Genomic DNA, 26,017 nt, shown 5'->3' with positions numbered 1-26,017 from the left:
TCACGGTGTTAGATTATATCTTACCAATCGGTAGACCAGAATCGGGTAAAACAGTGAATTTATTATCATAGGGTGAACAAATACTATCAATTCCAAAAACGTTATTAATCAACCCGGCATACAATTAAACTGAAATATGGCGAAACAAAACAGCGATTCAAGGCGGGCATTTCTCAAGAATTCCCTGGGAGCGCTTGCTGCATTTACAATTGTGCCCAGGCATGTGCTGGGCCGCGGTTACCTGGCACCGAGTGACCAGCTGACCAAAGCCGTTATAGGCACCGGTGGCATGGGACGAGGCCACTTTGGCTACGCAGGCACCCGGGTGGTGGCGCTCTGCGATGTAGATAAGAGTCATCTGAAACTGGCGATGGACCAGCTGGGAGACAAAAGCAAAGGCGTAAAAACTTTTGCCGACTACCGCGAAGTGATCACGTTACCGGAAGTGGATATCGTACACGTAGCCACTCCTCCTCACTGGCATGGTATTATTGCAGCAGATGCGGCCCGCGCCGGTAAAGACATCTGGTGTGAAAAACCAATGACAGCCACTATCGGCGAAGGCAAGCGCCTGGTGGAAGCCGTGCAGCAGCATGGAAGAATTTTCCGCCTGAATACCTGGTTCCGCTTTGAAGACAGATTTTATGGAATGGGCACTACCGTGAAACCCATTAAGAAACTGGTGGACAGCGGTTTGCTCGGCTGGCCGCTGAAAGTAACGGTGAGCAAGCATACCGGCTTTGACTGGAAATTTTACTGGGTAGGTAAAACCAATCTCGAAGCTATGTCGGTGCCAAAAGAACTGGATTACGACATGTGGCTGGGCCCTGCACCTTATCGTCCGTATAACCCACACCGTGTGCACCAAACCTTCCGTGGTTACTGGGATTATGATGGTGGCGGTTTGGGAGATATGGGACAGCATTACCTGGATCCCATCCAGTACTTCCTCGGTAAAGATGATACCAGCCCGGTGAGTGTAGAAGTAGATGCACCGCAGCAACATCCTGATGCCGTAGGTACCTGGAGAAGGATTACCTATACTTATGCCGATGGTTGCCAGATTATTCTCGATGGAGAAGGCGCTGATGAAAAGGCCGCTTATATAGAAGGACCGAAAGGCAAGCTGTATCCCGGTTTCCGCTCGGACATACAGGATTTGGAAAAGAAGCTGGCTTCCTTCCCTGATCCTGCACCACAGCAAACAGATTTTGTGGACGCCGTTAAAAACCGCCGCAAATTTGCGCTGAATGAAGAAAATGGTCATCGCTCTGCTACGCTGGTAAATATGGGTAAGATTGCTTTGCGTCTTAACCGCTCTTTAAAATTTGACCCGGTGAAGCAGGAGTTTATTGATGATGCAGGCGCCAATGCCCTCATCTATCAGCCGATGCGTGGACCATGGACTATCTAAAACAGCCGGAATCAGAACAAATAAGTAAATGAATTATGAAAAAGATATTACACTTACTCATTGCATTGCTGGTTGGCTGGAGTAGCCTGGTTTCCGCGCAGGGACCATCAGATCAGCGTGCCTTTCATACCAAAATAGCCGATGTGCTGGCGTTGATGCCGGCCCCGAATAAAACGCAGTTTAATACCAATATGGAGGCCATTGCGGCCCTGGGAGAACAAGGGCTGACAACTATTGCCGGTATGCTGGCTGCACCGGGTAAAGGCGATAATACGCAGTTGCAGTACGCTATTGCAGGTTATGCCTTCTACGTAACGCAACCGGGAAAGGAAGCCGCCCGTAAACAGGCGGTGGCGGCGCTTTGCAAGGCCCTGCCCAAAACCGGCGATCCGGAAAATAAAGTATTCCTCCTCACACAGCTGCAAACCGTTGGCGATAACGATGCCGTAAGTACGCTGCAGGCTTGTTTAACCGACGACCGTCTTTGTGATCCCGCTGCGCGTGCCCTGGTGAAAATCAATACGCCTGCAGCACAGGAAGCATTATTGAAGGCTTTGCCATCTGCCAAAGGCTTTAACCGCATTACCCTTACAGAAGCGTTGGGTGATAGCCGTTATACTGCCGCTGCCGCAGCTATTGCTCCTTTAGCCAATGACGGCGACAAGAAACTGGCGAAAGTGGCCCTGTATGCCCTTGCACAGATCGGCGCTCCGGCATCCGCACCTGTACTGGCTGCCGCCGCTGCTAAAAGTGGCTATTCCTATGATGTAACAGATGCTACTTCTTCTTACCTGTACTATGCGGCCACACTGGCCGACAAAACTGCCGCGGAAAAAATCGCGGACGGTATACTGAAGCAGGCTAAAACAGACGGACAGGTACATACCCGCACTGCTGCACTGAAGCTGCTTACCGCCATCCGTGGCGAAAAGAGTATGCCGTTGTTGCTCGCCGCTGCCGATGATAAAAACCGCGAGTATCGTGATGCTGCATTGAAGTTTGCAGGTCAGCAAGGCCTGGCTGGCAATGCCCTGTGGTTAAAGAAACTCGTGGGTGCTGATAATGCCAATAAAGCTGCTGTAATAGCTATGTTGGGAGATAATAAAGTAGCCGCTGCTTTACCAGCTATCCTGAAACTGCTGGGCAGCAAGGATACAGGCGTAAAACTCGCCGCTATCAAAGCTGCCGGTCAAACCGGTGGTGTACAAGCCTTACCTGCTTTGCTGCAAACCATGAAGACTGGTGATGCCGCCACCACAGACGCAGTGAAAGACGCCCTGCTCATTATGCCAGGCGATGAAGTAGCTGCACAATCGGGCGCTGCGCTGGCTACTATGCCGGCAGCAGCACAAACGGCTTTACTAACGGTATTGGCTGCACGTAAAGCAGACGGCCGTGTAAATGATGTGTTGCCGCTTACTGCCAGCACAGATGCCACCACCCGCAGTGCTGCTATCAGTGCGCTGAAAGATGTGGCTACCAGGTCAAATCTTTCTGAACTGTTTACCTTACTGAATAATACCACCAACACCACTGATATCAGCAACATCCAGGCGGCACTGATCAGCGCCGGCGCCAATAGCGGTGATGTGCTGGGACAGATGAAACAGGCATCTGCCGATAAACAATCACGTTATCTTCCTGTATTGGCAGGCATCGGCGAAACAGCTGCATTGTCGCCCGTACTCACTGCCTTTAATAACGGTGACGCTACTACGAAAAAAGCAGCCGTAGTAGCTTTGTCTGCCTGGAAAAATCCGGCAGCTGCCCCCGCCTTATTACAGATAGCCCGGGACAATGCCAACAGCACTTACCGTGAGGATGCACTGTCGGGCTACGTTTCGCTTACCCGCAGGTCATCGTTCCCGGCTGATCAACAGCTGCTGATGCTGCGCAATGCGATGGAATTATCTTCCACACCGGCATTACAGAAGAAAATACTGGAAAGTGCAGAACAATGCAAAACATTGCCTGCATTATTGTTTGCCGGTAACTATCTCGATAACGCGTCTGTTCAACAGGCCGCTGCCAATGCAGTAATGAATATTGCCCTGGCCGATAAAAGCTATAATGGCGCTACCGTACGCGCGCTGCTGGAAAAAACATCACAGGTGCTGAAAGGCGGCGACGCAGATTATCAGCGTCAGTCTATCCGTAAGTACCTCGCAGAAATGCCTGCAGGCGACGGATTTGTATCGATCTTCAACGGCAAAGACCTCAGTGGCTGGAAGGGCCTGGTGGAAAATCCCGTTGCCCGTGGAAAAATGGATGCAAAAGCGCTCGCCAAGGCACAGCAGAAAGCCGATGACAACATGCGTAAAGGATGGTCTGTAAAAGACGGTTTGCTTGTATTTGGCGGTAGCGGCGATAACCTCTGCACCGAAAAGAAATATGGTGATTTTGAAATGCTGGTAGACTGGAAGATCACCGCACAGGGCGACGCTGGTATTTATCTTCGTGGTACCCCGCAGGTGCAGATCTGGGATACTTCCCGCACAGACGTTGGCGCGCAGGTAGGTTCCGGCGGTTTATACAACAACCAGCGCCATGAAAGCAAACCGCTGAAACTGGCAGACAACGCCATCGGCGAATGGAATCATTTCCGTATCCTCATGAAGGGCGACCGCGTAACCGTGTATCTCAACGGCGAACTGGTAACCGATAACACCATCCTGGAAAACTACTGGGATCGTGGCCTGCCAATTTTCCCGGAAGAGCAGATTGAGCTGCAGGCACACGGCACTTATGTAGCTTACCGCGATCTGTATATCAGGGAAATTCCGCGTCCTAAGCCTTATGTGCTGAGCGACGAAGAGAAGAAAGCTGGTTACAAAATGTTGTTCGATGGTACCAACATGCACGAATGGGTAGGTAATACCAAAGACTATGTAATTGACAACGGCGACCTGATCATAGATCCTTCCAATGGCGGACACGGTAACCTCTATACGAAAGATGAGTATAAGAACTTCTCTTTCCGTTTTGAGTTCCAGTTAACACCAGGCGCGAATAATGGTCTGGGTGTACGCGCTCCGCTGGAAGGCGATGCGGCTTACCAGGGTATGGAATTACAGATCCTGGATAACGAAGCAGATATCTATAAAGACCTGCACGTATACCAGTATCACGGTTCTGTATATGGCGTAATTCCTGCCAAACGCGGTTTCCTGAAACCAGTAGGAGAGTGGAATGTGGAAGAAGCGATTGTTGATGGTACGCATATCAAGGTAATCCTGAATGGTACCGTGATCCTGGATGGTGATATTGCAGATGCCCGTAAAAATGGTACGCTCGATCACAAGGAGCATCCTGGTTTGAAGAATGAAACCGGTCATATCGGTTTCCTTGGCCATGGATCAAAAGTGCGTTTCAGAAATATCAGGGTGAAGACGCTGTAGTTTGGTGAAGAGATAATTGAGGCCGCTCTTACGCATAGTAGGAGCGGCTTTTTTATTTCTGGCGGAGTTCTATTTTTCTGCCGTCCAGGTCCTGTATCAACGCAGCGTATCCCCATTCCGTTTGTGTTGCGGCCGTAATGATGCTCTCTGTAGGCAGGTTGTTCATCGTCATGTCAAGATCTTCTACTGTAAAGCCCAACCTGGTAGTATTATCTGCTGTTGTTATTGCTTTGGGCAACGGATAAATTTCAAGTAGCATATTGCTGTTTGTGCTGGCATAATGTAAGGGGCCATTGCCATGGCGGTGGTGGTGAAACTGAAAGCCGAGAAGGGTGTAGAATGCAGCCTGTTCGGCGGATTGGCTGGCTTTGATGACGAGCAGGTGGAGGCTTGGCATTGCTGGCAGGGCTTTTAAGAAAAATAAAAATAGATTTCTTTTTGTTGAAATTAATTATTTATTTTAGCAGCAAATGTTAACCGTACCCTTTATCATTAAATCATTGTAGCAAGAATAGATTACCCCTGACTTTTCCGGCACAACCCTGAACAGTGGAGTGTATTGTTTCTCTTTTTAAGTGAATGTTTTATTTTAACGTTATAGACCTTTTTTACTTATGAAATTGTTTTTGTTCCCTTTCCTATTGTTCCTGGTATTTCTAACCGGGTTGTCAGCACAAACGACAGATGCTGCAGATTATGTGCTTAATCGTACTGGTCCCTCACAATCGGCAAGTTTTCACCTAAAAGACTATGCGATATTTAGCCGTAGCGGTTCCAATAGTTGTTCGGGTACGCTGCTGCTTTCAAATGACTTGTTAAACCGCGGTAATGTACCCGCAGTTAGTAGTCATCGTGTTTAAGACATTGTGAGAGGAGATGAACTATATTTTATCAATCTTATCATGTTTGTACAACTAATGTGTTAATGATTTGTGCGTGATAAATGATTTTCTTTGCAGCGAATGTTAACCGGTTTGGATTGTTTTTCATAGTTAAATTAGCTGTAGCGTTTACTCCATTTGTATTCTGACTCTCTTTTTTTATTGTATCGACAGTATCGGACCTTTTTAAACAGTAACCTTAATATTATCCTTAACCATGAAACGAATTCTTTTTTTATCTCTTTTTTTTGTTGCATACCTGAATGTGAATGCCCAGAGGACCAACAGACTGGATTCTACCGGGAACGCTGGTATTGGTATATTATCTCCTACGGAGAAGCTGGAAATATATTCCTACGGTTTGTCTAATATAAAGCTCACTAACTATGGTGATGCATTGGGAGCGGTGGGTGCGCTTAAATTTAATGTAGCGGGAACCGATGTTGGATCACTGGAAATGGAGCGGTTGACGGGCGATGGAAGACCCTCTGCTATGAAATTTATTGTTAGAAGTAACAGCGCTTTGTTTGAAGCCATGCGAATTACCAGCAACGCGTCAATAGGAGTTGGATTAACAAACCCGGATGAAATGTTTCATATAAGAAACGATAGGCCAGGAAGCCTTTATCTGAAAGTTCAGAACAACCGGGAAGACATGACTGCCACTGCAGGCCTGGCGTTGACAACTCTAAATGGTATCTGGAAGCTGAATGCCAGACGCGCTAGCGGGTTTTCAATAAGTGCACCGACGGTTGCAGATGTATTCTTTGTTACAAACGAGGGTAACGTAGGTATAGGCGCTACGGACACCAAAGGATACAAGTTGGCAGTGAACGGCAGTGGTGCTTTCACCCGGGTGGTGGTGAAAGCCTATAACAACTGGCCGGATTTTGTATTCCATAAGGATTATGAGTTACCGACTCTGCAACAGGTAGAACAATATGTTACTGAACATCAACATTTGCCTGGTATTCCATCTGCCGGCGAAGTAGCAGCTGCTGGCGTTGATCTTGGAGATATGAACCAAAAGCTGCTGCAGAAAATAGAAGAGCAGATGTTATATATTATCGAGATGAATAAGAAAGTCGAGTTATTGACTAATGAAGTGAAGGATCTCAAAGAAAAAGTAGCTGCCAAACAATAATACCCATATCATGAAATTTATACTCTCCCTGGTCGTTTGTTGTCTCTGCCTGGTTGCTACACAGGCACAGGATAGTCTTGTGAAGAAGGTGACCCTTGTACCCGGAAAGTATTTGTCGGACGTAAAACGGAAGTCCGACAAGATGGAGCAGCAGATCTCCAAACGCAGCCAAAAGGCATTGAGCCGTTTTATGAAGCAGGAGGAAAGTATCAAGCGCAGGCTGGCGCGAATTGACTCGCTGAAGGCCAATAATCTGTTTACCCATTCCATCGACTCCCTGGGCAGTCTTAAGGCGCGCATGAAAGGAAAACTCGGTAAGTATTCAGGCGCTTTAAGCCAAACCGGCGGCGGCGCCTATCTTGATAGCTTGGGTAATTCCCTGGCGTTCCTGAAACAATCAAAGGACTTAATGGAGAAATCCAAAGGGATAACGGATAAGTTAAACGGTTCCCTGAAATCAGTCGATAACCTGAAGGATAAACTGGCGCAGGCAGAACAGATAAAAGCGTATATCCGGGAGCGTAAGCAATTGCTTAAAGAGCAGTTGAGCCAGTATACCGGCTTCGCCAAAGATTTGCAGAAGATGAATAAGGAAGCCTACTATTATGCCCAGCAGCTGAGAGAATATAAAGAAGTATTTAAAGACAGGAAAAAAGCAGAGCAGAAAGCGATGGAAGTAATGAAAAAGATTCCCGCTTTTAACGACTTTATGCAGAAGCATTCGCAGCTGGCCAGTCTTTTTAATATACAAGGTGCTACCGCTTCTGCACCAAACCTGGAAGGACTGCAAACACGCACCCAGGTGGAGCAACTTATTCAGCAACGCCTGGGCAACGGTCCCAATGCAGGCGCGGCTGTTAGTCAGCAGATGGCGGAAGCCCGCAGCAAATTTGATGAACTGAAAAGCAAATTCCCGGATCTGGACAACGCCGCCGAAATGCCGGACTTCAAACCAAAAGAGATGAAGACCAAAAGTTTCCTGCAACGGCTGGAGTTTGGAAGCAATATACAGTTCCAGCGCAGTAACAAATTTTTCCCTACCACCGGTGACCTGGCCGGCCAGGCTGCGTATAAGTTTCATAAAAACGGTAGTGCGGGTATTGGTCTTTCGTATAAACTAGGCATGGGCACCGGTTTTGATAACATTCATTTTTCCGGGCAAGGCATGGGGATTCGGTCGTTTATCGACTGGAAGCTCAAAGGTACCTTCTTCCTGAATGGCGGATATGAACAAAACTACCAGCCAAGTTATGAGGGTGTGCCTGAAGGAGTAGGGCAGAAGTGGACACAGAGCGGGTTGATAGGGATCAGTAAGAAATATAAGATCAACAGTAAGCTGAAAGGGAATATGATGGTGCTGTTTGATTTTTTGTATAACCAGCATGTGCCGAGAACGGACCCGGTGAAGGTGAGGCTGGGGTATAATTTTTAGACCCTTGCATTGGCGCGGATATATTATTCTCAAGTAAGAATATACCTATACTCCTTCATAGAAGCTTTACTACCAGTTTAATAAATATTTTAATCAGAAAATATTGTATGAGTAATTTTTTTTATCCCCAAATAAAATACCTGTTAGTCATCTTTTTAATATTTCCCCTATATCTGAAAGCACAAAATAACTACCTCGCTTCTAAAAGTGTAATATTGCCTTCTCCTAATGTGGCGGCTATTCAACGATATGGGACCTGGCCATTGGGTGGTTTTACAGGAACGGCTCCCGTCAGCATTCCATTATTTGAAGTTAAATCAGGAGAATTGTCGCTTCCGGTAGCCCTTTCTTATAACTCTGGTGGAGTCAGAGTTAATGATGTAGGATCGGAAGTAGGGATCGGATGGGCATTGAATGCCGGTGGGGTGATAAACAGAACCATGATGGGCGGCCAGGTGGATGATAATATCGTAAATGGATTCTGGGAAAAGTACCCGGTAACGATGCCTGTAGCGGATCCATATTCAGAATATGAGAGAGTGAATATGTATAGTTCAGGAAGATTGGACGCTCAGCCTGATCTCTTTAGCTATAGTGTAGCTGGCATGAATGGAAAGTTTGTTTTCGATCATCTGAAGAATATTTATCAGATTCCTTATACCAGTAATTCGATTGTGCCTGTAATACGTAATTACCCAAACTCTTATACAGGTACTGAAGTAGGAAATGCTATCGTTAGTTTCACCATCACAGATGAAAATGGTACCCAATATGAGTTTTCTACACCGGAGCTGTCTATAACAACGCCTTATACATATCTGGATGGCAGCTCGACCCCCGAACCTGGAGATGACCTTATTCGCGTGTCTGCGAGCTACATATTTACCTGGCAATTGACGAATATTATAAGTGCCAGTAAAAAGGATACTATTAGTTTTGTTTATGAACCAGTGGATACTTACTATTGGACGAGCGGTTCCAGCGAAATTCATGCTGCTAAGCAGTTTGAGGGGAACATAGCGCCCATGTTACCACCGTACCAGAAGATCAGAACAAATTTGAAAAACCAACCACAGACACAAAGAATAAAATTTATCAAATTTAATGGCGGTTATCTGCAGTTCTATGGAAATACAGATAGGAGAGACATGCAGCAGGGAAAGCGTTTGGATAGTATTGTACTTTATAATGCCAAAAACGGTAAGATTAAATCGTATAGTTTTAATTACCAGTATCTGTACAACACCAGTTTATACACAGATGCGCAGGTTCCGGTAGCGGCAGAGAAGGAAGAGCTGCGGATGATGCTGAATAGTATCCGGGAGACCGGCACTAACGGTAACTCCTTACCCCCTTATCTATTTACCTACGAACACTCAAAAGCTTTGCCGTCAAGGCTATTGTCCGGTGGCGATGTTTGGGGATTTGCAAACGGTAAGGTGTATAAAGAAATTGGAGATAGTCTTGTGGGTAAAGGATATGATGGTTTTTACGATTATACAAAAGATCTTCTTCGTTTAAAAAGGCCTGACTATACGTACGCCAGTCAGGGTTCACTTACAGGAATTCAGTACCCTACGGGAGGTAGTACTACTTTTGTATATGAGCCTCATTTCAGGGAACCTACCGCTGATTCTACAGCTATTCAGGTATGTGATGGGAATATTAACACCAATTTTACTGGTGTTCAATTTGCACCAACTATTCCTAATGACCCTGATGCACCACCACCGCCAAAGTTCAGGGTCTCTGTTAACAATTCCGGCATCGATGTTGTCACTTCCCTTGACTCCCGGTATAATAATTTCCCTTCGTATTATTATATTGAGATAAGAGACAGTGCTACCAATAATCTTATCTATACCTATAAGAACGGGTCATTATTTTGTGATAGCTATTCATCAACTCCTTATCCAACTTGTAATAAACATCTTACACTAAATATTGGGACCTATTATATTTATGCCAAAAATACAGGGCAAACCTACCCGGGAAGCGCTGGTGATATTTTCTGTAATATGAAAATCCTACCTTTTAATTGCCACACTGAATATGTTATAGTAAGAGACAGTATTGCTGTGGGCGGTATTAGACTTAAAAGTGTTATGGATATTGACTCAGCAACCGGTAATAAAATTCTTAGGGAATATGAGTATAGTAATGGTGTAAGACCACCATGGACTGGAGTATATAACTTTGAAAAAGAAATGAACTATCATGTAGTTGGAAGTGGCGGGCAAGGGAACTATAAGTCTGTGGAAAATGAGCGGATCATTTCCTCTAGCAGTTTGTATCCCATTCTTGATATGATGGGTGGCTTTATCGGGTATGGGTCGGTAAAAGAAACACAGCGTGATCTAAATACGGGTGTCAGTAATGGTTATACAATCTCTTACTTTGATAATAATATTGATGATTCTCCAGGAGCAGAAAATTATAAGATTATACCTTACCCACCCTTCACAGGCAACAGTTGGACTTACGGCAGATTACTAAGGAAATCAGTGTATAAGGGCCAGGGCACAGGAGCAGCTATAGTGAGTGACGAAAAGAAAAGCTACTCACCATTAAAGAATAAAGGAACGGCATCGGGCGAGGCATTTTTTACATCGCGTTACATTAGGATTAACAGTAACTACCCTTTCTGGAGTAATGATCATCATGAGTATGTGTTGCAGGAATATTTTAAGCATGCAACGTTTAAATACTCCTCTGCTTATAGTACATTGGATAGTACAGTGGTTACAACCTATGATGATAATGGAGGTGTAAATATTGTAAAGGAACAGTATGAATATGATACCACTACCACTCTGATAAAACAGAGTAAGAAAACTGATAGTAAAGGTGATTTGATGATCACCAATATCCTCCGGGCGCCCGATTATGGCAGTTTGTCGGCAACAGATGCAACTACGGCCGGAATCAAGTTATTGCAGCAAAGGCATGTGTATGCACCGGAAATTGAAATAAGCAATTTTAAAGCAAATGCTGATGGTTCAAATAGCCGGTTCTTATCGTCTTATTTTTTCTCCTTTAGACAGGATCAGCCGTGGAAGAATAAAGTGTTTAACTTGCAAAGCGATGTGCCCATCACGAATTTTACAGCTTCGCGTAATCTTTCAGGTGCGGTTACAAAGGATGGTCGTTATACAGAGCGGATCTCTTTTAGCAGCTACGATGCAAGTGGGAATCTAACAGAACAGCAAAAGACAAATGATGTTAAAGAATCTTATCTATGGGGATATGGAGGATTATATCCTGTTGCAAGAATTATAGGGGCAGAATATGACACTGCGAAAAAGTATATAAATCAGAACATCCTGGATAACCCAACTAATGATGTGCAATTGCGTACAGAGCTTACAAATCTGAGAACTAAGCTTCCCGGGGCCTTGGTTACCACCTATACCTATGGACTGTTATTGGGAATGACTTCCGAAACAGATCCATCCGGCAAGACAATATTTTATGAGTATGATGACCTGGGTCGATTAAGGCTGATAAAGGATCAAGATGGAAAAATTGTGAAACAGTTCAATTATCAGTATCAACAACCAGTTACCCAATAGTTATATATCCCTGAAACGAAGTGTATGAATAGGAACTTTGTATTTATCAATAAAACGATACTAGCATTAATATTATTTATTGGAACCGAGGCAGTGGCGCAAACGCCAGGAGGATCTCCCCGGCCAGCAGCAGTGCCCTCAGGTACGCCCGGTGCGTATACAAATACCACGATTAACTATGTCCGTACCTGGGAACCTGCGCTTCCTACCTCAGATACTGCTTATGTGGCTTCACCCAGTCGCCCTGTAACAGAAGTGCGCCAGGCCACCCAATATTTTGATGGGCTGGGGCGGCCGCTGCAAACTGTTTCAAAAGGTATGAGCGTGTCCGGAAAAGATCTGGTAGCCCCGGTGGTATATGACGGCTTCGGAAGAGAACAGTTTAAATATCTGCCTTATGTACAACAAAGCGGTAACACCAGCGATGGTAAATTTAAAACAGATCCCTTTAATGGACAGAAGGCTTTCTATCAAAACGCCGGTCTTGCACCGGGCGCAGTAGGAGAGAGTATATACTATAACCGTGTTGATTACGAAGCCTCGCCCTTAAACCGGGTGTTAAAAACATATGCACCTGGTAACAGCTGGGCAAAGAATGATCCGGCAACTGTTGAGCGGGGAGGAAACAAGGCCGTGGAGGCTCGTTACCAGATCAATACGGTAGCGGATTCTGTGCGGATATGGGATTTTTCCGGTAGCCTTGTTATCCCTGTCAGCGGCGCTGGTAAAATTTACGCGGCCGGGCAGCTATATAAAAATCTCAGTATTGATGAAGCAGGTAGTCAGGTGGTTGAGTATAAAGACAAAGAAGGCAGGGTGGTGCTGAAAAAGGTGCAGTTATCTGCCACACCGGGCACCGCTCATATGGGCTGGCTCTGTACTTATTATGCCTATGATGACCTGGGCAATCTTCGTTTTGTGATCCCTCCGAAGGCAGTAGAGGCGATCGTCAGCAATTGGGTGATCAGTAACGCTATTGCGGCAGAGTTATGCTTTGTTTATCGTTATGATGGCCGTAACCGGATGATTATAAAAAAAGTGCCTGGCGCCGATTCTACGGAGATGGTGTATGATGTGAGAGACAGGCTGGCATTTTCCAGGGATGGTAATATGAAAGGGAAAAGCTGGCTGGTAACGTTCTATGATAACCTGAACCGGCCTACAATGACGGCGCTTTATAATGACGCAGGTACCAGGGATGCACTTCAAACGCTGATGAATACAGCTACAGGTAATACCCAGTCTATACCATATACATTTCCCGGCACTGCGGACCTCGTGTTGGCCTCCTATGATGGTACTACGCCTTTATACCAGGCTACCAGCAGCATTACGCTTGCCGATGGATTTGATTCGGGTACGGGTGCGGCTGTAACTGCTGAAATCAATACTGCTGTTACACAGGGAACGACTACTATCGCGGCTACGAACCCCCTGCCAAATATTCCGGCCAATAAATTGACGCCGTTGACTTATACCTACTATGAAGACTACTCTTTCGCCGGTAACAGGGGATATGATACCCGTGATATCGCGAAGCCACAGGCAGGTAGCAATCCATATGCTGAAGCCTTACCAGGAGCTGGCAGTAACATGATTAAAGGGCTTGTCACCGGTACAAAAGTAAGGGTACTGGGAACTGATCAATGGCTTACTACTACCAGTTTTTACAATGATAAAGGCCGTTTGATCCAGGTGTTGTCGGATAATATCAGCGGCGGGTATGATGTGATGAACAGCCTGTACGATTTCAACGGCAAATTACTGAGTACCTATCAGCGTCACCGTAATCAGCGCAGTGGCAGCATTCCGCAGGTAACGGTACGTACCATGATGAATTATGATGCCGGCGGACGTTTGGTCAATATTAAAAAGATGCTCAACGATGATCCGGCCCAGGAGAAGACGCTCGCAGTAAATGAATATGACGAATTAGGCCAGCTGAAGAAGAAGCGTCTAGGCGTTACCGGGGCAAGCACGCAACTGGAGACCCTGAATTATGAATATAATATCCGGGGCTGGCTAAAGGCCATCAATAAGGACTTTGTGACAACCGCCAGTGGCTCTGCCAACTGGTTCGGTCAAACACTTAGTTATGACTATGGGTTTACTTCGGTACAATACAATGGCAATATTGCCGGTGCTGTGTGGAAAAGCCACAGTGATACCATTGCCCGGGCATATGGATTTGCTTATGACAAAGCTAACCGGTTGTTGTCAGCCGACTTTAACCAGGTGAATGCCGGCAGTACCGGGTGGACAAAGAGTCTGAAAGATTTTTCGGTTACCGGTATATCCTACGATGCGAGAGGTAATATCCAGTTTATGAACCAAAAGGGAATGAATGGCTTGGCGATACAAACCCTTGATGACCTTAAATACGGCTATAACACTAACAGTAATAAATTGTCCTTTGTAACAGACCGGACAAACAACGCTCAAAGCACGCTGGGCGACTTTAAGGAAATTAATAATAACGAAACAGCCGACTATATCTACGACGCTAACGGAAACCTTACAGCAGATGCCAATAAAGGTATCTCCGTTATCCGGTATAATCACCTGAACCTGCCCGATAGTATTGTTATTACAGGAAAGGGAACTATTCGCTATCTGTATGATGCAGCCGGCAATAAACAAAAGAAAATAGTTACCGACAATACCGGCAGTACAGCTAAAGTAACAACAATTGATTACATCAACAGTTTCGTATATGAAAACGATACGCTGGAATTTGTTGGTCATGAAGAAGGACGTGCGCGGGCCGTATTTGCGGCAGGACAACCGGTGCGTTACATGTATGACTATTTTGTAAAAGACCATCTCGGCAATACCCGCATGGTATTAACAGAACAGTCTGACTTTACGATGTACGCGGCTACGATGGAGACGCCGGCAGCAGCTACGGAAACAGCTTTGTTCAGTAATATTGATAATACGAGGACAGCTAAACCTGCGGGTTATCCGGCTGATGAAAGCGCGGGACAAAATGCGGCAGTAGCAAAATTGACTGCCACCGGTACCGGTAAGAAAATTGGTCCTTCCATTGTACTTCGTGTGATGGCTGGAGATACCATTTCCCTGAGTGCCAAAGCCTTCTATAAATCCGGTGGGCCTAAGGAAAAAAATGATGTTGCTCCTTCCGTTGAAAACATACTCACGGATCTCGTGCATGCCTTTAATGGTAACGGTGCAACAGATGAAGGTGTACACGGCTTAGCTGGCGCAGATCAGCAGACTCCGTTTACCAGCAACTTCTATAACAATGATTACCGCCGATTGAAAGAGAAAGAGCCCGATCAGACCAACCCTGACAGACCCAAAGCGTATCTTAATTTTGTAATGTTCGATGACCAGTTTAAATTAGTAGATGGAAACAGTGGGGTGAAGCAGGTAAAAGCAGCGCCAGATCAGCTGCAGACGCTGGGTCAGGATAAAATGGTGATGGAGAAATCGGGGTTCCTGTATGCATATACCAGCAATGAAGGAACTCAGGATGTGTTCTTTGATAATGTCATTTTAGGTGTTAATTCAGGGCCGTTGCTGGAGGAGACACACTACTATCCGTTTGGGCTGACGATGGCAGGGATTAGTTCCAATGCGTTGAAGGGGGCGAATTATCCGGAGAATCGGCTGAAATATAATGGTAAGGAGCTACAGAGTAAGGAGTTCGGAGATGGAAGTGGATTGGAGTGGTATGACTATGGTAGCAGAATATATGATGTACAGATTGGGAGATGGCATGTGTTAGACCCATTAAGTGAACAAATGAGACGATGGAGTCCCTATAACTACTCTTTTAACAACCCACTACGTTTTATTGATCCTGATGGGATGGGGCCAGCGGATGTAATTGTTGGAGAAAAATACCAAAAGAAGGTTACAGATTTTTTATATCAGGCATTTGGTGATAATGCAAAAGATTTTTCTTATGGGAAAGAAGATGGAAAACTTGCTTTTAGTGGTGATAAATCTAAATTTACAAGCGAAGAAGCAAAGGCATTTGGAGAATTAGAGGGCTTAATGTCTTCTACAACGAAGTACAATGTTGTCATTGAAGAAAAGGTTACATTTGAAAAGAAAGATGGCACTAAAACAGAAATCAACACTGGTAATGAAGGTTCGAAAGGGGATGCGGCTGTTTACCCATCTGGAACGAAGAACGGAGAAGGTATTTTAGCGATCAACCCTTCTGCAACGCAGGCTAATGTAATAGATACCAAGTACGATGAGAAAGGAAATCAACTCCCTGCTGATATGAAAGATATGTTTCAAAATGGAGGGAAAGGACCATTGAAGACTTTTACGCCATATGAAAATTTCTGGCATGGCATAGGACATCTGAGGGCAGGTGGCAGTCAGGATGAGGGGCGGGCAATGGAGGTGGAAAATATGGGAGGAGCTATTCGTAAGGATGTTATATATGATGAAAATGGGAAGTTGAAGTCTGCAACAGCTAATCCGATTCCAACAAAGGCATATAATCTTGATCATCCCAAAAAACGGAAATAATGAGGTATCTATTAATTTTTGTTTCGGTGTTTTGTTCGTGTTCGAGCGGAAAAGATATTTTTTCTTCAAAGTCAGATTATGTCAATTATAACGGAGAAAAATATATACAATCAAGGGTTAGTACCCATCAAGATAGGCCGAATAATTCGAATACTATCAGGACTGCAATTGTGAATACTAAGGCAGATACTATATATATATATTCCACTGTTTTAGATAATAATGAGATGTTCTATTCAGGAAAAAATCTGAAATTAGAACGATCCTGTTTGGTTGTAGATAGTTACTATAGCGGTTCTATGACAGATGCTGTATACAGTGGAGTTAAGAAATTTAGTTTTACGGAGATTTTGCCAAATGATAGCATGTTCGTTGATTTTGATGTTGACCGAATAGCTCGAATAGCAAAATTTTCCCCAAGGAAAATTAAATTTAAGTACTACTATTTTGAGAAGAAGGGGCGTAATTTTGAGGGCTTAGTGAGCATTGAAAAAGACAGGTTGCATTGTGGTACCCAAATCCTAAATGTTAAATGACGACATTCCATCTTAAGAAATATTTTGGTGCTTGTACACTGTTTTTTAAAAATAATGGATAGCAATAAAAGAGAACTTTGTCCGCTGTTTCTCTATCGGTAATCCATCTTTTTTGAATAATCTCATGACTGTCTTAGGTCGCTATAATGTCAGGCAGATACGAAAACATTCAGTTAAATAGATGCTACGCGGATAGTGTGCATACTGTAAGTTTAATTTTGTTGCATAGCATTTTTAATAATTAATTGTAATAACCTTTACCTATATGTATAGAATTTATTGTTCGTTTCCCGTTTTTATTACAATATTATTGTATTCATTTGTCGCATCTGCTCAAAATCAAATCCAAAGCACCGGAAATGTGGGAATAGGGACAACCAGCCCGGTTGTAAGGCTAAGTGTTTACGGGACCGTCGATGATTCAGCCGCTATTTCCTTGCAGTCTGGCTCTAACAGCCGTTTCTATATTCAACAAGGAGGTGCGCTGTTGAAAATAGGAGGAGTGACTTCCGGCAATGGAGCCATCAACGTACTCAATACCGGCAGAGTAGGTATCGGAACGAGTGCGCCGGCGACATTACTGGATGTAAATGGTGATTTCAGACTTGGTGTAAATACCGGGGGACTGGCTTATTCAATCGGCTTTACCCGTACGGGCAATGCGCAGCTTTATGGTACAACTGCAACCGGATTAGCTTTAGGTGGAGATGGAACAGGTATTGATGCTATTGTTTTGCCAGGTGGTAATGTCGGAATTGGTACTGCCAACCCGACTTATAAGCTGGATGTTCAGAACGGTTCGGTTAATATTGGTGCCGGAGCGAATATTGCCTACCGGGCTGGTAATTATCTTTCAATGGGAAATGCGTCTTATGGCAATTTCCCCTATATCGCTTTTAATGCATTTTTGACCACATCAGACATTCCTGCTGGCAAAAATCTTTTTACACCTATCTATAATGCAGGAGGGGGATTAATCATTAAAGGAGAAGCCGGAGGTAGCGGTTTACATTTTTATCAAAAAACGTACAACAACGGAACGCCTCCTTATGATCTAACCTCTTTTACGGAAATACTAACACTGACTCAAACAGGCGCTGTAGGAATAGGTACTACAACAACCGGTATTCACAGATTGGCGGTAGAAGGCTCTATTGGTGCACGGAAAGTAAAGGTAAATCAAGCAGGCTGGTCAGATTTTGTTTTTCAGCCGACCTATAATTTGTTGTCTCTCCCGGAAGTAGAAAATTACATAAAAGCTAACCGGCATTTACCTGATATTCCCACCGCAACAGAAGTCGAGAAAAATGGTCTGGATCTTGGTGAGATGGATAGGAAATTGCTACAAAAGATAGAGGAGTTGACGTTGTATTTAATTGACATGAAGAAGGAAGTTATTCAGTTGAAGAAGCAGAATGAATCACTTCAACAACAGATAGAAGGGATAGGAGCATCAAAAAACGAAAAAGAGCTGTAACAATTAAATGATGGCCAGGTGTCATTGATAAATGAAAAGAATGAGCTTAAAGCAAAGATCATTGGCAAAGAATATAATATACCCTGTATGAAATTCATAGCTTCCCAAATCCTGTGTGTATTGATCTGCCCCTTTGTAGTCCTGAAGTACCGCCTTGGATGCATTGATTCACTGAAAGCCAATAATCTTTTACACACTTTATTAATTCCTTGGAGAGTCTTAAAGCCCGTATGAAATGAAAATTAGAAAAGTATTCAACGGCCCCGTCGCAGGTGAGGCTGGGGTATAATTCTTAATCTGAATTTAATAACATTAGAAGTCAACGTTTTCTATGAAATACATTTTTTATCTATTGTCTGTTACATTAGTGTTGGTGCTGGCCGGAACGAATGGCCTTCAAGCACAGGCTAAATTGCCGAACGTTGTTCCACCATCTCCGCAAAGCAAAGCTATTCAGATTTACGGCGAAATTCCGGTCAGTTACAACAATGGTATACCGGACATATCGATTCCGTTGCATACAGCTAAGTCTGGTGATATTGAGGTGCCGATTGTTTTGAGATATTATGCTTCTGGAATAAAGCCAAGGGAACTTAATCAAAGCAATATCGGGGCAGGCTGGATTTTGGATGTTGGAGGGCTTGTTTCTCGCAATGTTGAGGGGAGGGCCGATGAACTCTTTCCCAAGCCCAGTCCGTTTTTATCTGCTTTTGAAATCAATCAGGATAATTATGATCATATTTTATATTTGACTGATATTGTTTCCAATAGGAAAAAAGATGCACAATTTGATAGATTTAGCTATACAATTAACAACAAACATGGGAATTTTTCAATAGAGGATGATGGGACTGGCCAGTTTAAAGCCTATTCTTATCCATTCGTCCCGTATGACATCAAGGTGCAGACAGGTCCACCTGTTAACTCTTTATACTACAAGTCCATAACAGGAATAGATATTACAGATGATAATGGAATAGGCTATAAGTTTGGTCACTCAAATGTAGAGAAGGCGATTGTAAATGCTGATGAGGCACCTACCGGATGGTATCTTGAAGAAATTTCTGATGTCTCAGGAACCAACAAAGTGTTATTTGCTTACGAGGATATCCCCACCTTTCAGTTTATTAATACCGAAGGCTCTGTGGAAATCAGGAGTAATAATGTTCCGGGGGACAATGGGGTACCTGTCAATGGCTCTTGTGATGGTGGTGGAGAGACATATTCTGGTTATTGTGATATACAGGGACAGGGGATCACCTATCAAACAAAGAATATAAAAAGAATACTTCTAAAAGACGGAAGTATTGATTTTAATTTGAGTACATCAAAGAAATATATTGAAAGTATAGTTATTAAAGATAGCAAGAACGAAATAATTAAATCGATTGTATTCAACAGGGATAACTTTCCGGGAAGTAATGCACTCCTGAGACTTAAGTCAGTAGTCATAAGTGGTGCTGCAAGCAGTGTAAATGAACAATATAGTTTTTCCTATAACGAACAGCATCCGGTGGCAGATAATCGTTGCCTTATTGATCAATGGGGGTTTTGTAGAGGGGAATCTGATAATACGGCTGTTTGCGAAAGAAGGAGTATAGAAGTAATACAGAGGCGGGGAACTAACACGCAGCCTAGTCGTCAAATCATTACAGTTGGTGATGCCGATTTTTCTCCCAATGAAGACTATATGAAAAGGTATATTCTTGAAAAAATAACTTATCCCACAGGAGGTACAACTCAGTTTGATTATGAGACGAATAAATATGTTGAATCGCCAGGGAATATAAAGCCAGGTGGCGGTTTGAGGATAAGGAAAATTATTTCTGATAATAATGCGGGAAGCATTATGTCCAAGACCTATGACTATGAGCCGGGATATATAGACTATGATTTGGATAATGAAATGAATTTTAGTACTTGCAGGTTTGTTTTTCAATTTACCTGTTTAGCAGTCGATTTGTTTACCCAGTATTATTATGTTTATAGAAACCGATCCCTTTCGAATGGTTGGAATAAATCACTAGGGCCTAATAATGTTTACTATACGCGCGTGACCGAATACTTTGGAGATACGACTGTTAATACTGGAAAGAACATCTATTATTATTCATATGATAACCCTAATATGCTTTCTCCAACTAATATTGGAGGCGGAATTAAAGGGCAGTATGTCCCAAACTACTATAATAAGGTTTGCCGAAATTGGTCTAATGGGTTGTTGAAAAAGAAAGAAGTCTTCAATCATTCTCTTAATGGTTCTTATCAGGTTCTGGAGGATGTCTCATATAATTATGGATTTGTCGATCTGAAAACGTTAAATGGATTATATATATTTCAGGTAGCCTCTTATTCAGGATATACTAACGATCCTTTAGGAACATATAATGCCAGAAGTAACTACGCTACACAGCATACTATTGGATCTATGGGGGATCTTATACCGGGTTCAAGCATCAATGATCAAAGTTTGGTTACTGGTGTAAACTATCTGCAATCTGAAATCAACCATAAATATGTTGGTAATGATACGTTAACTACAACAACGGTGTATGGTTACAATAACCCCAGGCACTATTACCCCACCAGTATAACTAGGTATTTGAGTAACGGGGATACCTCTTTAACTACACTTGCCTATGTAGACGAATTTTCTTCCATTGCTCCGTATAATACTATGAAGACACGTAATATTATTAGCTCGGTGATTGAGAAGAAAGAGTATCTGAAACCTTTTACAGGTTTAACAAGGTTGGTGAAATCGGAGAAGAATAACTGGAAAGCATGGCCAGAGGGTGTTTTTAAACCAGTTAGTATGCAATTGTCAACATGGTCTGCACCACTGGAAAATAGACTCGAATTTGATAAGTATGATTCATCGGGAAACATTCTACAAATGAAACAATCCAATAATGTCACGGAGTGTTACTTTTATGGGTACAAGAATCAATATCCTGTTGCCAGGGTTGTAGGGGCAGATTATGTGACGGCTAAAAATTACGTTGACCAATCAATACTGAACGATCCGCAGAATGATCAACAGCTGCGTAATGAGCTAAACAAGTTACGCGTCGCTCTGCCTGGTGCAATGGTTACCACCTATACGTTTAAACCTATAGTCGGTGTAACCTCTGAAACAGATGCCTCAGGAAGGACTATCTATTATGAGTATGACCTCTCAGGAAGGCTAAAAGTGGTGAAAGATCAGAATGGTAAAATACTGAAACAGTTCAATTATCAGTATCAACAACCAGTTACTCAATAGTTATATATCCCTGAAACCAAGTGTATGAATAGGAACTTTGTATTTATAAATAAAACAATACTGGCGTTAATATTATTCGTTGGAAGGAGCGCGGTGGCCCAAACACCAAGCGGATCTCCCCGGCCAGCAGCAGTGCCTTCCGGTACGCCTGGTGCATATACCAATACTACGATTAACTATATCCGTACCTGGGAGCCCGCGCTTCCCACCTCAGATACTGCTTATGTGGCTTCGCCCAGTCGCCCTGTAACAGAGGTGCGTCAGGCAACCCAATATTTTGATGGGTTGGGACATCCACTGCAAACTGTTTCAAAAGGTATGAGCGTTTCGGGTAAAGACCTGGTAGCCCCCGTTGTATATGATGCCTTCGGACGGGAGCAGTTTAAATATCTGCCTTATGTACAACAAAGCGGTAACACCAGCGATGGTAAATTTAAAACGGATCCTTTTAACGGACAGAAGGCTTTCTATCAGAACGCAGGGCTTGCACCAGGGGCAGTAGGAGAGAGCGTGTATTACAATCGGGTTGATTACGAGGCCTCCCCTTTGAACCGGGTACTAAAGACCTATGCACCGGGTAATAGCTGGGCGAAAAATGATCCGGCAACTGTTGAGCGGGGCGGAAACAAGGCCGTGGAGGCGCGCTACCAGATTAATACGGTAGCGGATTCTGTGCGGATATGGGATTTTTCAGGTAGCCTTGTTATCCCTGTCAGTGGTGCCGGCAAAATTTATGGCGCCGGGCAGCTATATAAGAATATCACTATTGACGAAGCTGGTAGTCAGGTGATTGAGTATAAGGATAAAGAAGGGCGGGTGGTGTTGAAAAAGGTACAGTTATCTGCCACACCGGGTACTGCGCATATGGGCTGGCTGTGTACTTATTATGCTTATGATGATTTGGGCAATCTTCGCTTTGTGGTTCCTCCAAAGGCAGTAGAGGCGATCATCAGTAATTGGGTGGTCAGTAATGCTATTGCGGCAGAGTTATGTTTCATTTATCGCTATGATGGGCGTAACCGGATGATCGTAAAAAAGGTTCCCGGCGCCGACTCCACGGAGATGGTGTATGATGTCAGGGACAGGCTGGCATTTTCCAGGGATGGTAACATGAAAGGGAAAAGCTGGGTGGTAACATTCTATGATAACCTGAACCGGCCTACGATGACAGCGCTGTATAGTGATGCGGGCACCAGGGATGCACTTCAAACGCTGATGAATACTGCTACAGGTAACACTCAGTCTATACCGTATACATTTCCCGGCACGGCAGACCTGGTACTGGCTTTTTATGACGGTACTACTCCGTTATTTCAGGCTACCAGCAGTATTACGCTTGCCGATGGATTTGATACCGGCACAGGTGCGGTAGTTGCTGAAATCAATACCGCTGTCACGCAGGGAGCGGATACTATCGCCGCTACCAATCCATTACCTAATATCCCGGCTAATAAATTAACCCCGTTAACCTATACCTATTACGGAGACTACTCATTTCCCGGTAACAAGGGATATGATACCCGTGATATTGCCAAACCTCAGGCTGGCAGTAACCCATATGCAGAAGCCTTACCAGGAGCGGGTAGCAATATGGTTAAAGGGCTTGTCACCGGTACAAAAGTAAGGATATTGGGAACAGATCAATGGCTTACTACGACCAATTATTACAATGATAAAGGCCGTTTGATCCAGGTGTTGTCGGATAATATCAGTGGCGGATACGATGTGATGAACAGCCTGTACGATTTTAACGGGAAATTACTGAGTACCTACCAGCGACACCGTAATCAGCGCAGTGGTTCCATCCCGCAGGTAACGGTACGCACCATGATGAATTACGATGCGGGTGGGCGTTTGGGGAGTGTTAAAAAGATGCTCAACGATGATCCTGCCCAGGAAAAGACGCTCGCAGTAAATGAATATGACGAATTAGGCCAGCTGAAGAAGAAACGTTTAGGCGTTACCGGGGCAAGCACGCAACTGGAAACCCTGAATTATGAATATAATATCCGTGGTTGGTTGAAAGCCATCAATAAGGACTTTGTGACGACCGCCAGTGGATCGGCCAACTGGTTCGGACAAACGCTCAGTTATGACTATGGGTTTACTTCGGTACAGTACAATGGTAATATTGCCGGTGCTGTGTGGAAAAGCCGCAGTGATACTATTGCCCGGGCCTATGGATTTGGCTATGACAAAGCTAACCGGTTGTTGTCGGCCGACTTTAACCAGGTGAATGCGGGCAGTACCGGCTGGACAAAGAATCTGAAAGATTTTTCGGTTACCGGTATATCCTACGATGCGGGAGGCAATATCCAGTTTATGAACCAAAAGGGAATGAATGGCCTGACAATACAAACCCTGGATGACCTGAAATACGGCTACAACACTAACAGTAATAAATTGTCCTTTGTAACAGACCGGACAAACAACGCTCAAAGCACGCTGGGCGACTTTAAAGAGATTAATAATAATGAAACAGCCGATTATACCTATGATGCTAACGGAAACCTTACAGCAGATGCCAATAAAGGTATCTCCGTTATCCGGTATAATCACCTGAACCTGCCCGACAGTATTGTTATTACAGGAAAGGGAACTATTCGTTATCAGTATGATGCAACCGGCAATAAACAAAAGAAAATTGTTACCGACAATACCGGTAGTACGGCTAAAGTAACAACTACGGATTACATCAACAGTTTTGTATATGAAAATGATACATTGGAATTTGTTGGTCATGAAGAAGGACGTGCGCGGGCGGTATTTGCAGCAGGACAACCGGTGCGTTATATGTATGATTACTTTGTAAAAGACCATCTTGGTAATACCCGCGTGGTGCTCACGGAGCAGTCTGACTTTACGATGTATGCGGCCACCATGGAGGCGCCTGCGGCAGCTACAGAAGCCGCCTTATTCAGTAACATCGATAACACGCGTGCCGCAAAACCTGCCGGCTACCCGGCCGATGAAAGCGCCGGGCAAAATGTGGCGGTAGCAAAATTGACTGCCACCGGTACCGGTAAGAAAATTGGTCCTTCTATTGTATTGCGGGTCATGGCAGGAGATACCATTTCCCTGAGCGCCAAAGCCTTCTATAAATCCGCAGGCCCTAAAGAAAAAAATGATGTTACCCCTTCCGTTGAAAATATGCTCACCGACCTGGTGCATACGTTTAATGGTGGAAATGCAGCAGATGAAGGCGTACACGGCTTAAACGGCGCAAATCAGCAGACGCCGTTTACCAGTAACTTCTATAACAATGATTACCAGCGGTTGAAAGAGAAAGAGCCAGATCAGGCCAATCCTGAAAGGCCCAAGGCATATCTTAATTTTGTAATGTTCGATGACCAGTTTAAATTAGTGGACGGAAACAGTGGGGTTAAACAGGTAAAAGCTGAACCAGATCAGTTGCAGACACTTGGTCAGGATAAAATGGTGATGGAGAAATCGGGTTTCCTGTATGTGTATACGAGCAATGAGGGAACTCAGGATGTGTTCTTTGATAATGTTATTTTGGGGGTAAATTCAGGGCCGTTACTGGAAGAAACGCATTATTATCCGTTTGGGTTGACGATGGCGGGGATAAGTTCGAGTGCGTTGAAGGGTGCGAATTATCCGGAGAATCGAAGGAGATTTAATAAAGGAACTGAATTTAGCCCTGAATTGGATTTGAATTGGTATGAAACATCCTATCGGAGCCTTGATCCGCAACTAGGTAGATTTTGGCAAATTGATCAATTGGCAGAGGATTATCAAGGATGGACCCCATATAATTATGGAATGGATAATCCTTTGTTATTCAGTGATCCTCTGGGGTTATCTCCTGATAGCAGTGGAAAGGCTATAAACTTGCCAGAAGTAGTTGTTTACGGTAAACGTCCTGTTTTGCAGATTGTAAATAGTCCAGGAACAATAATTAGCCCTAATTATAACAGACTTCTTGGAGATGAACAACCTAACTTTAATTACAGGTCTGCGAGGATAAATGGGCCTGTTACGCTTGATAATTTATTGTTTTGGTCAAAAGTAGAGAAAACAACATATACAGCTATTGCTTCAGTCATACCAGGAGCAAAGTATGGTCAACTATTGTTTAGGCTTGGAGCGGCGGCAAAGGAGGAACCACTAAGAAAGTTTACTAAAGAGGAAACGGCGCTATTGAATAAATTATTTAAGGGAGATAATGGATCAACTAGTGTTGCTGGAGCAACAGAGCGTCTGAGTAACTTGAAAATCCCGGAAGGACTGAAAGTAGAAACATTAGAGTTGTATCAGAAAGTAGCAGAAAGAGCGTTAAGTGCTGAAAAGGTTAATAGTGTAGTTCAGGAAGTACAAACTTTGCGCTTGCAAATTATTGAAAAAGCATTAGGAATTATGAAATAA

At 44.0% G+C, this 26,017-nt stretch carries 10 protein-coding genes; 9 read left to right on the top strand and 1 reads right to left on the bottom strand.

What is annotated here, in order from left to right; translation table 11 throughout:
- Window positions 1-136 precede the first annotated feature (136 nt).
- Together KE626_RS16285 and KE626_RS16280 are read left to right on the top strand one after the other, a co-directional pair.
- Window positions 137-1,414, top strand: coding sequence for a Gfo/Idh/MocA family oxidoreductase (locus KE626_RS16285; protein ID WP_211973982.1), 1,278 nt, complete (start codon window positions 137-139; stop codon window positions 1,412-1,414).
- Window positions 1,415-1,449: 35 nt separating this feature from the next.
- Window positions 1,450-4,812: a DUF1080 domain-containing protein gene (locus KE626_RS16280; RefSeq protein ID WP_211973981.1), complete on the top strand. Its 3,363-nt coding sequence runs from the start codon at window positions 1,450-1,452 to the stop codon at window positions 4,810-4,812.
- Window positions 4,813-4,864: 52 nt separating this feature from the next.
- Here KE626_RS16280 and KE626_RS16275 read toward each other — a convergent pair whose 3' ends face one another.
- Window positions 4,865-5,209, bottom strand: a complete 345-nt coding sequence (locus KE626_RS16275; RefSeq protein ID WP_211973980.1) for a VOC family protein — start codon at window positions 5,207-5,209, stop codon at window positions 4,865-4,867.
- A 701-nt stretch (window positions 5,210-5,910) separates the two neighbouring features.
- On the opposite strand from KE626_RS16275, the gene KE626_RS16270 reads away from it, so the two are divergent.
- From KE626_RS16270 to KE626_RS16240, 7 genes are all read left to right on the top strand, one after another.
- Window positions 5,911-6,837 carry a hypothetical protein gene (locus KE626_RS16270; RefSeq protein WP_211973979.1) on the top strand — a complete coding sequence of 309 codons (927 nt, stop codon included), beginning with the start codon at window positions 5,911-5,913 and terminating at the stop codon, window positions 6,835-6,837.
- 10 nt (window positions 6,838-6,847) lie between these two features.
- Window positions 6,848-8,269, top strand: coding sequence for a hypothetical protein (locus tag KE626_RS16265; RefSeq protein ID WP_211973978.1), 1,422 nt, complete (start codon window positions 6,848-6,850; stop codon window positions 8,267-8,269).
- A gap of 107 nt (window positions 8,270-8,376) precedes the next feature.
- The gene (locus tag KE626_RS16260) at window positions 8,377-11,841 is read left to right on the top strand and encodes an RHS repeat domain-containing protein (RefSeq protein WP_211973977.1); all 3,465 of its coding nucleotides are present in this window, start codon (window positions 8,377-8,379) and stop codon (window positions 11,839-11,841) included.
- Window positions 11,842-11,865: 24 nt separating this feature from the next.
- The gene (locus KE626_RS16255; RefSeq protein WP_211973976.1) at window positions 11,866-16,353 is read left to right on the top strand and encodes a DUF6443 domain-containing protein; all 4,488 of its coding nucleotides are present in this window, start codon (window positions 11,866-11,868) and stop codon (window positions 16,351-16,353) included.
- 801 nt (window positions 16,354-17,154) lie between these two features.
- A complete protein-coding gene (locus tag KE626_RS16250) occupies window positions 17,155-18,366 on the top strand; it encodes a hypothetical protein (protein ID WP_211973975.1) in 1,212 nt (403 codons plus the stop codon).
- Window positions 18,367-18,697: 331 nt separating this feature from the next.
- Entirely contained in the window at window positions 18,698-21,631 is a 2,934-nt protein-coding gene (locus KE626_RS16245) for a hypothetical protein (protein ID WP_211973974.1), read from the top strand.
- A gap of 24 nt (window positions 21,632-21,655) precedes the next feature.
- Entirely contained in the window at window positions 21,656-26,017 is a 4,362-nt protein-coding gene (locus KE626_RS16240; protein ID WP_211973973.1) for a DUF6443 domain-containing protein, read from the top strand.

Source organism: Chitinophaga hostae (assembly GCF_018224885.1).
Taxonomy (GTDB): Bacteria; Bacteroidota; Bacteroidia; order Chitinophagales; family Chitinophagaceae; genus Chitinophaga; species Chitinophaga hostae.
Note: the sequence above shows the minus strand (reverse complement) of the source record. Positions and strands in the feature narration are given on the sequence as shown.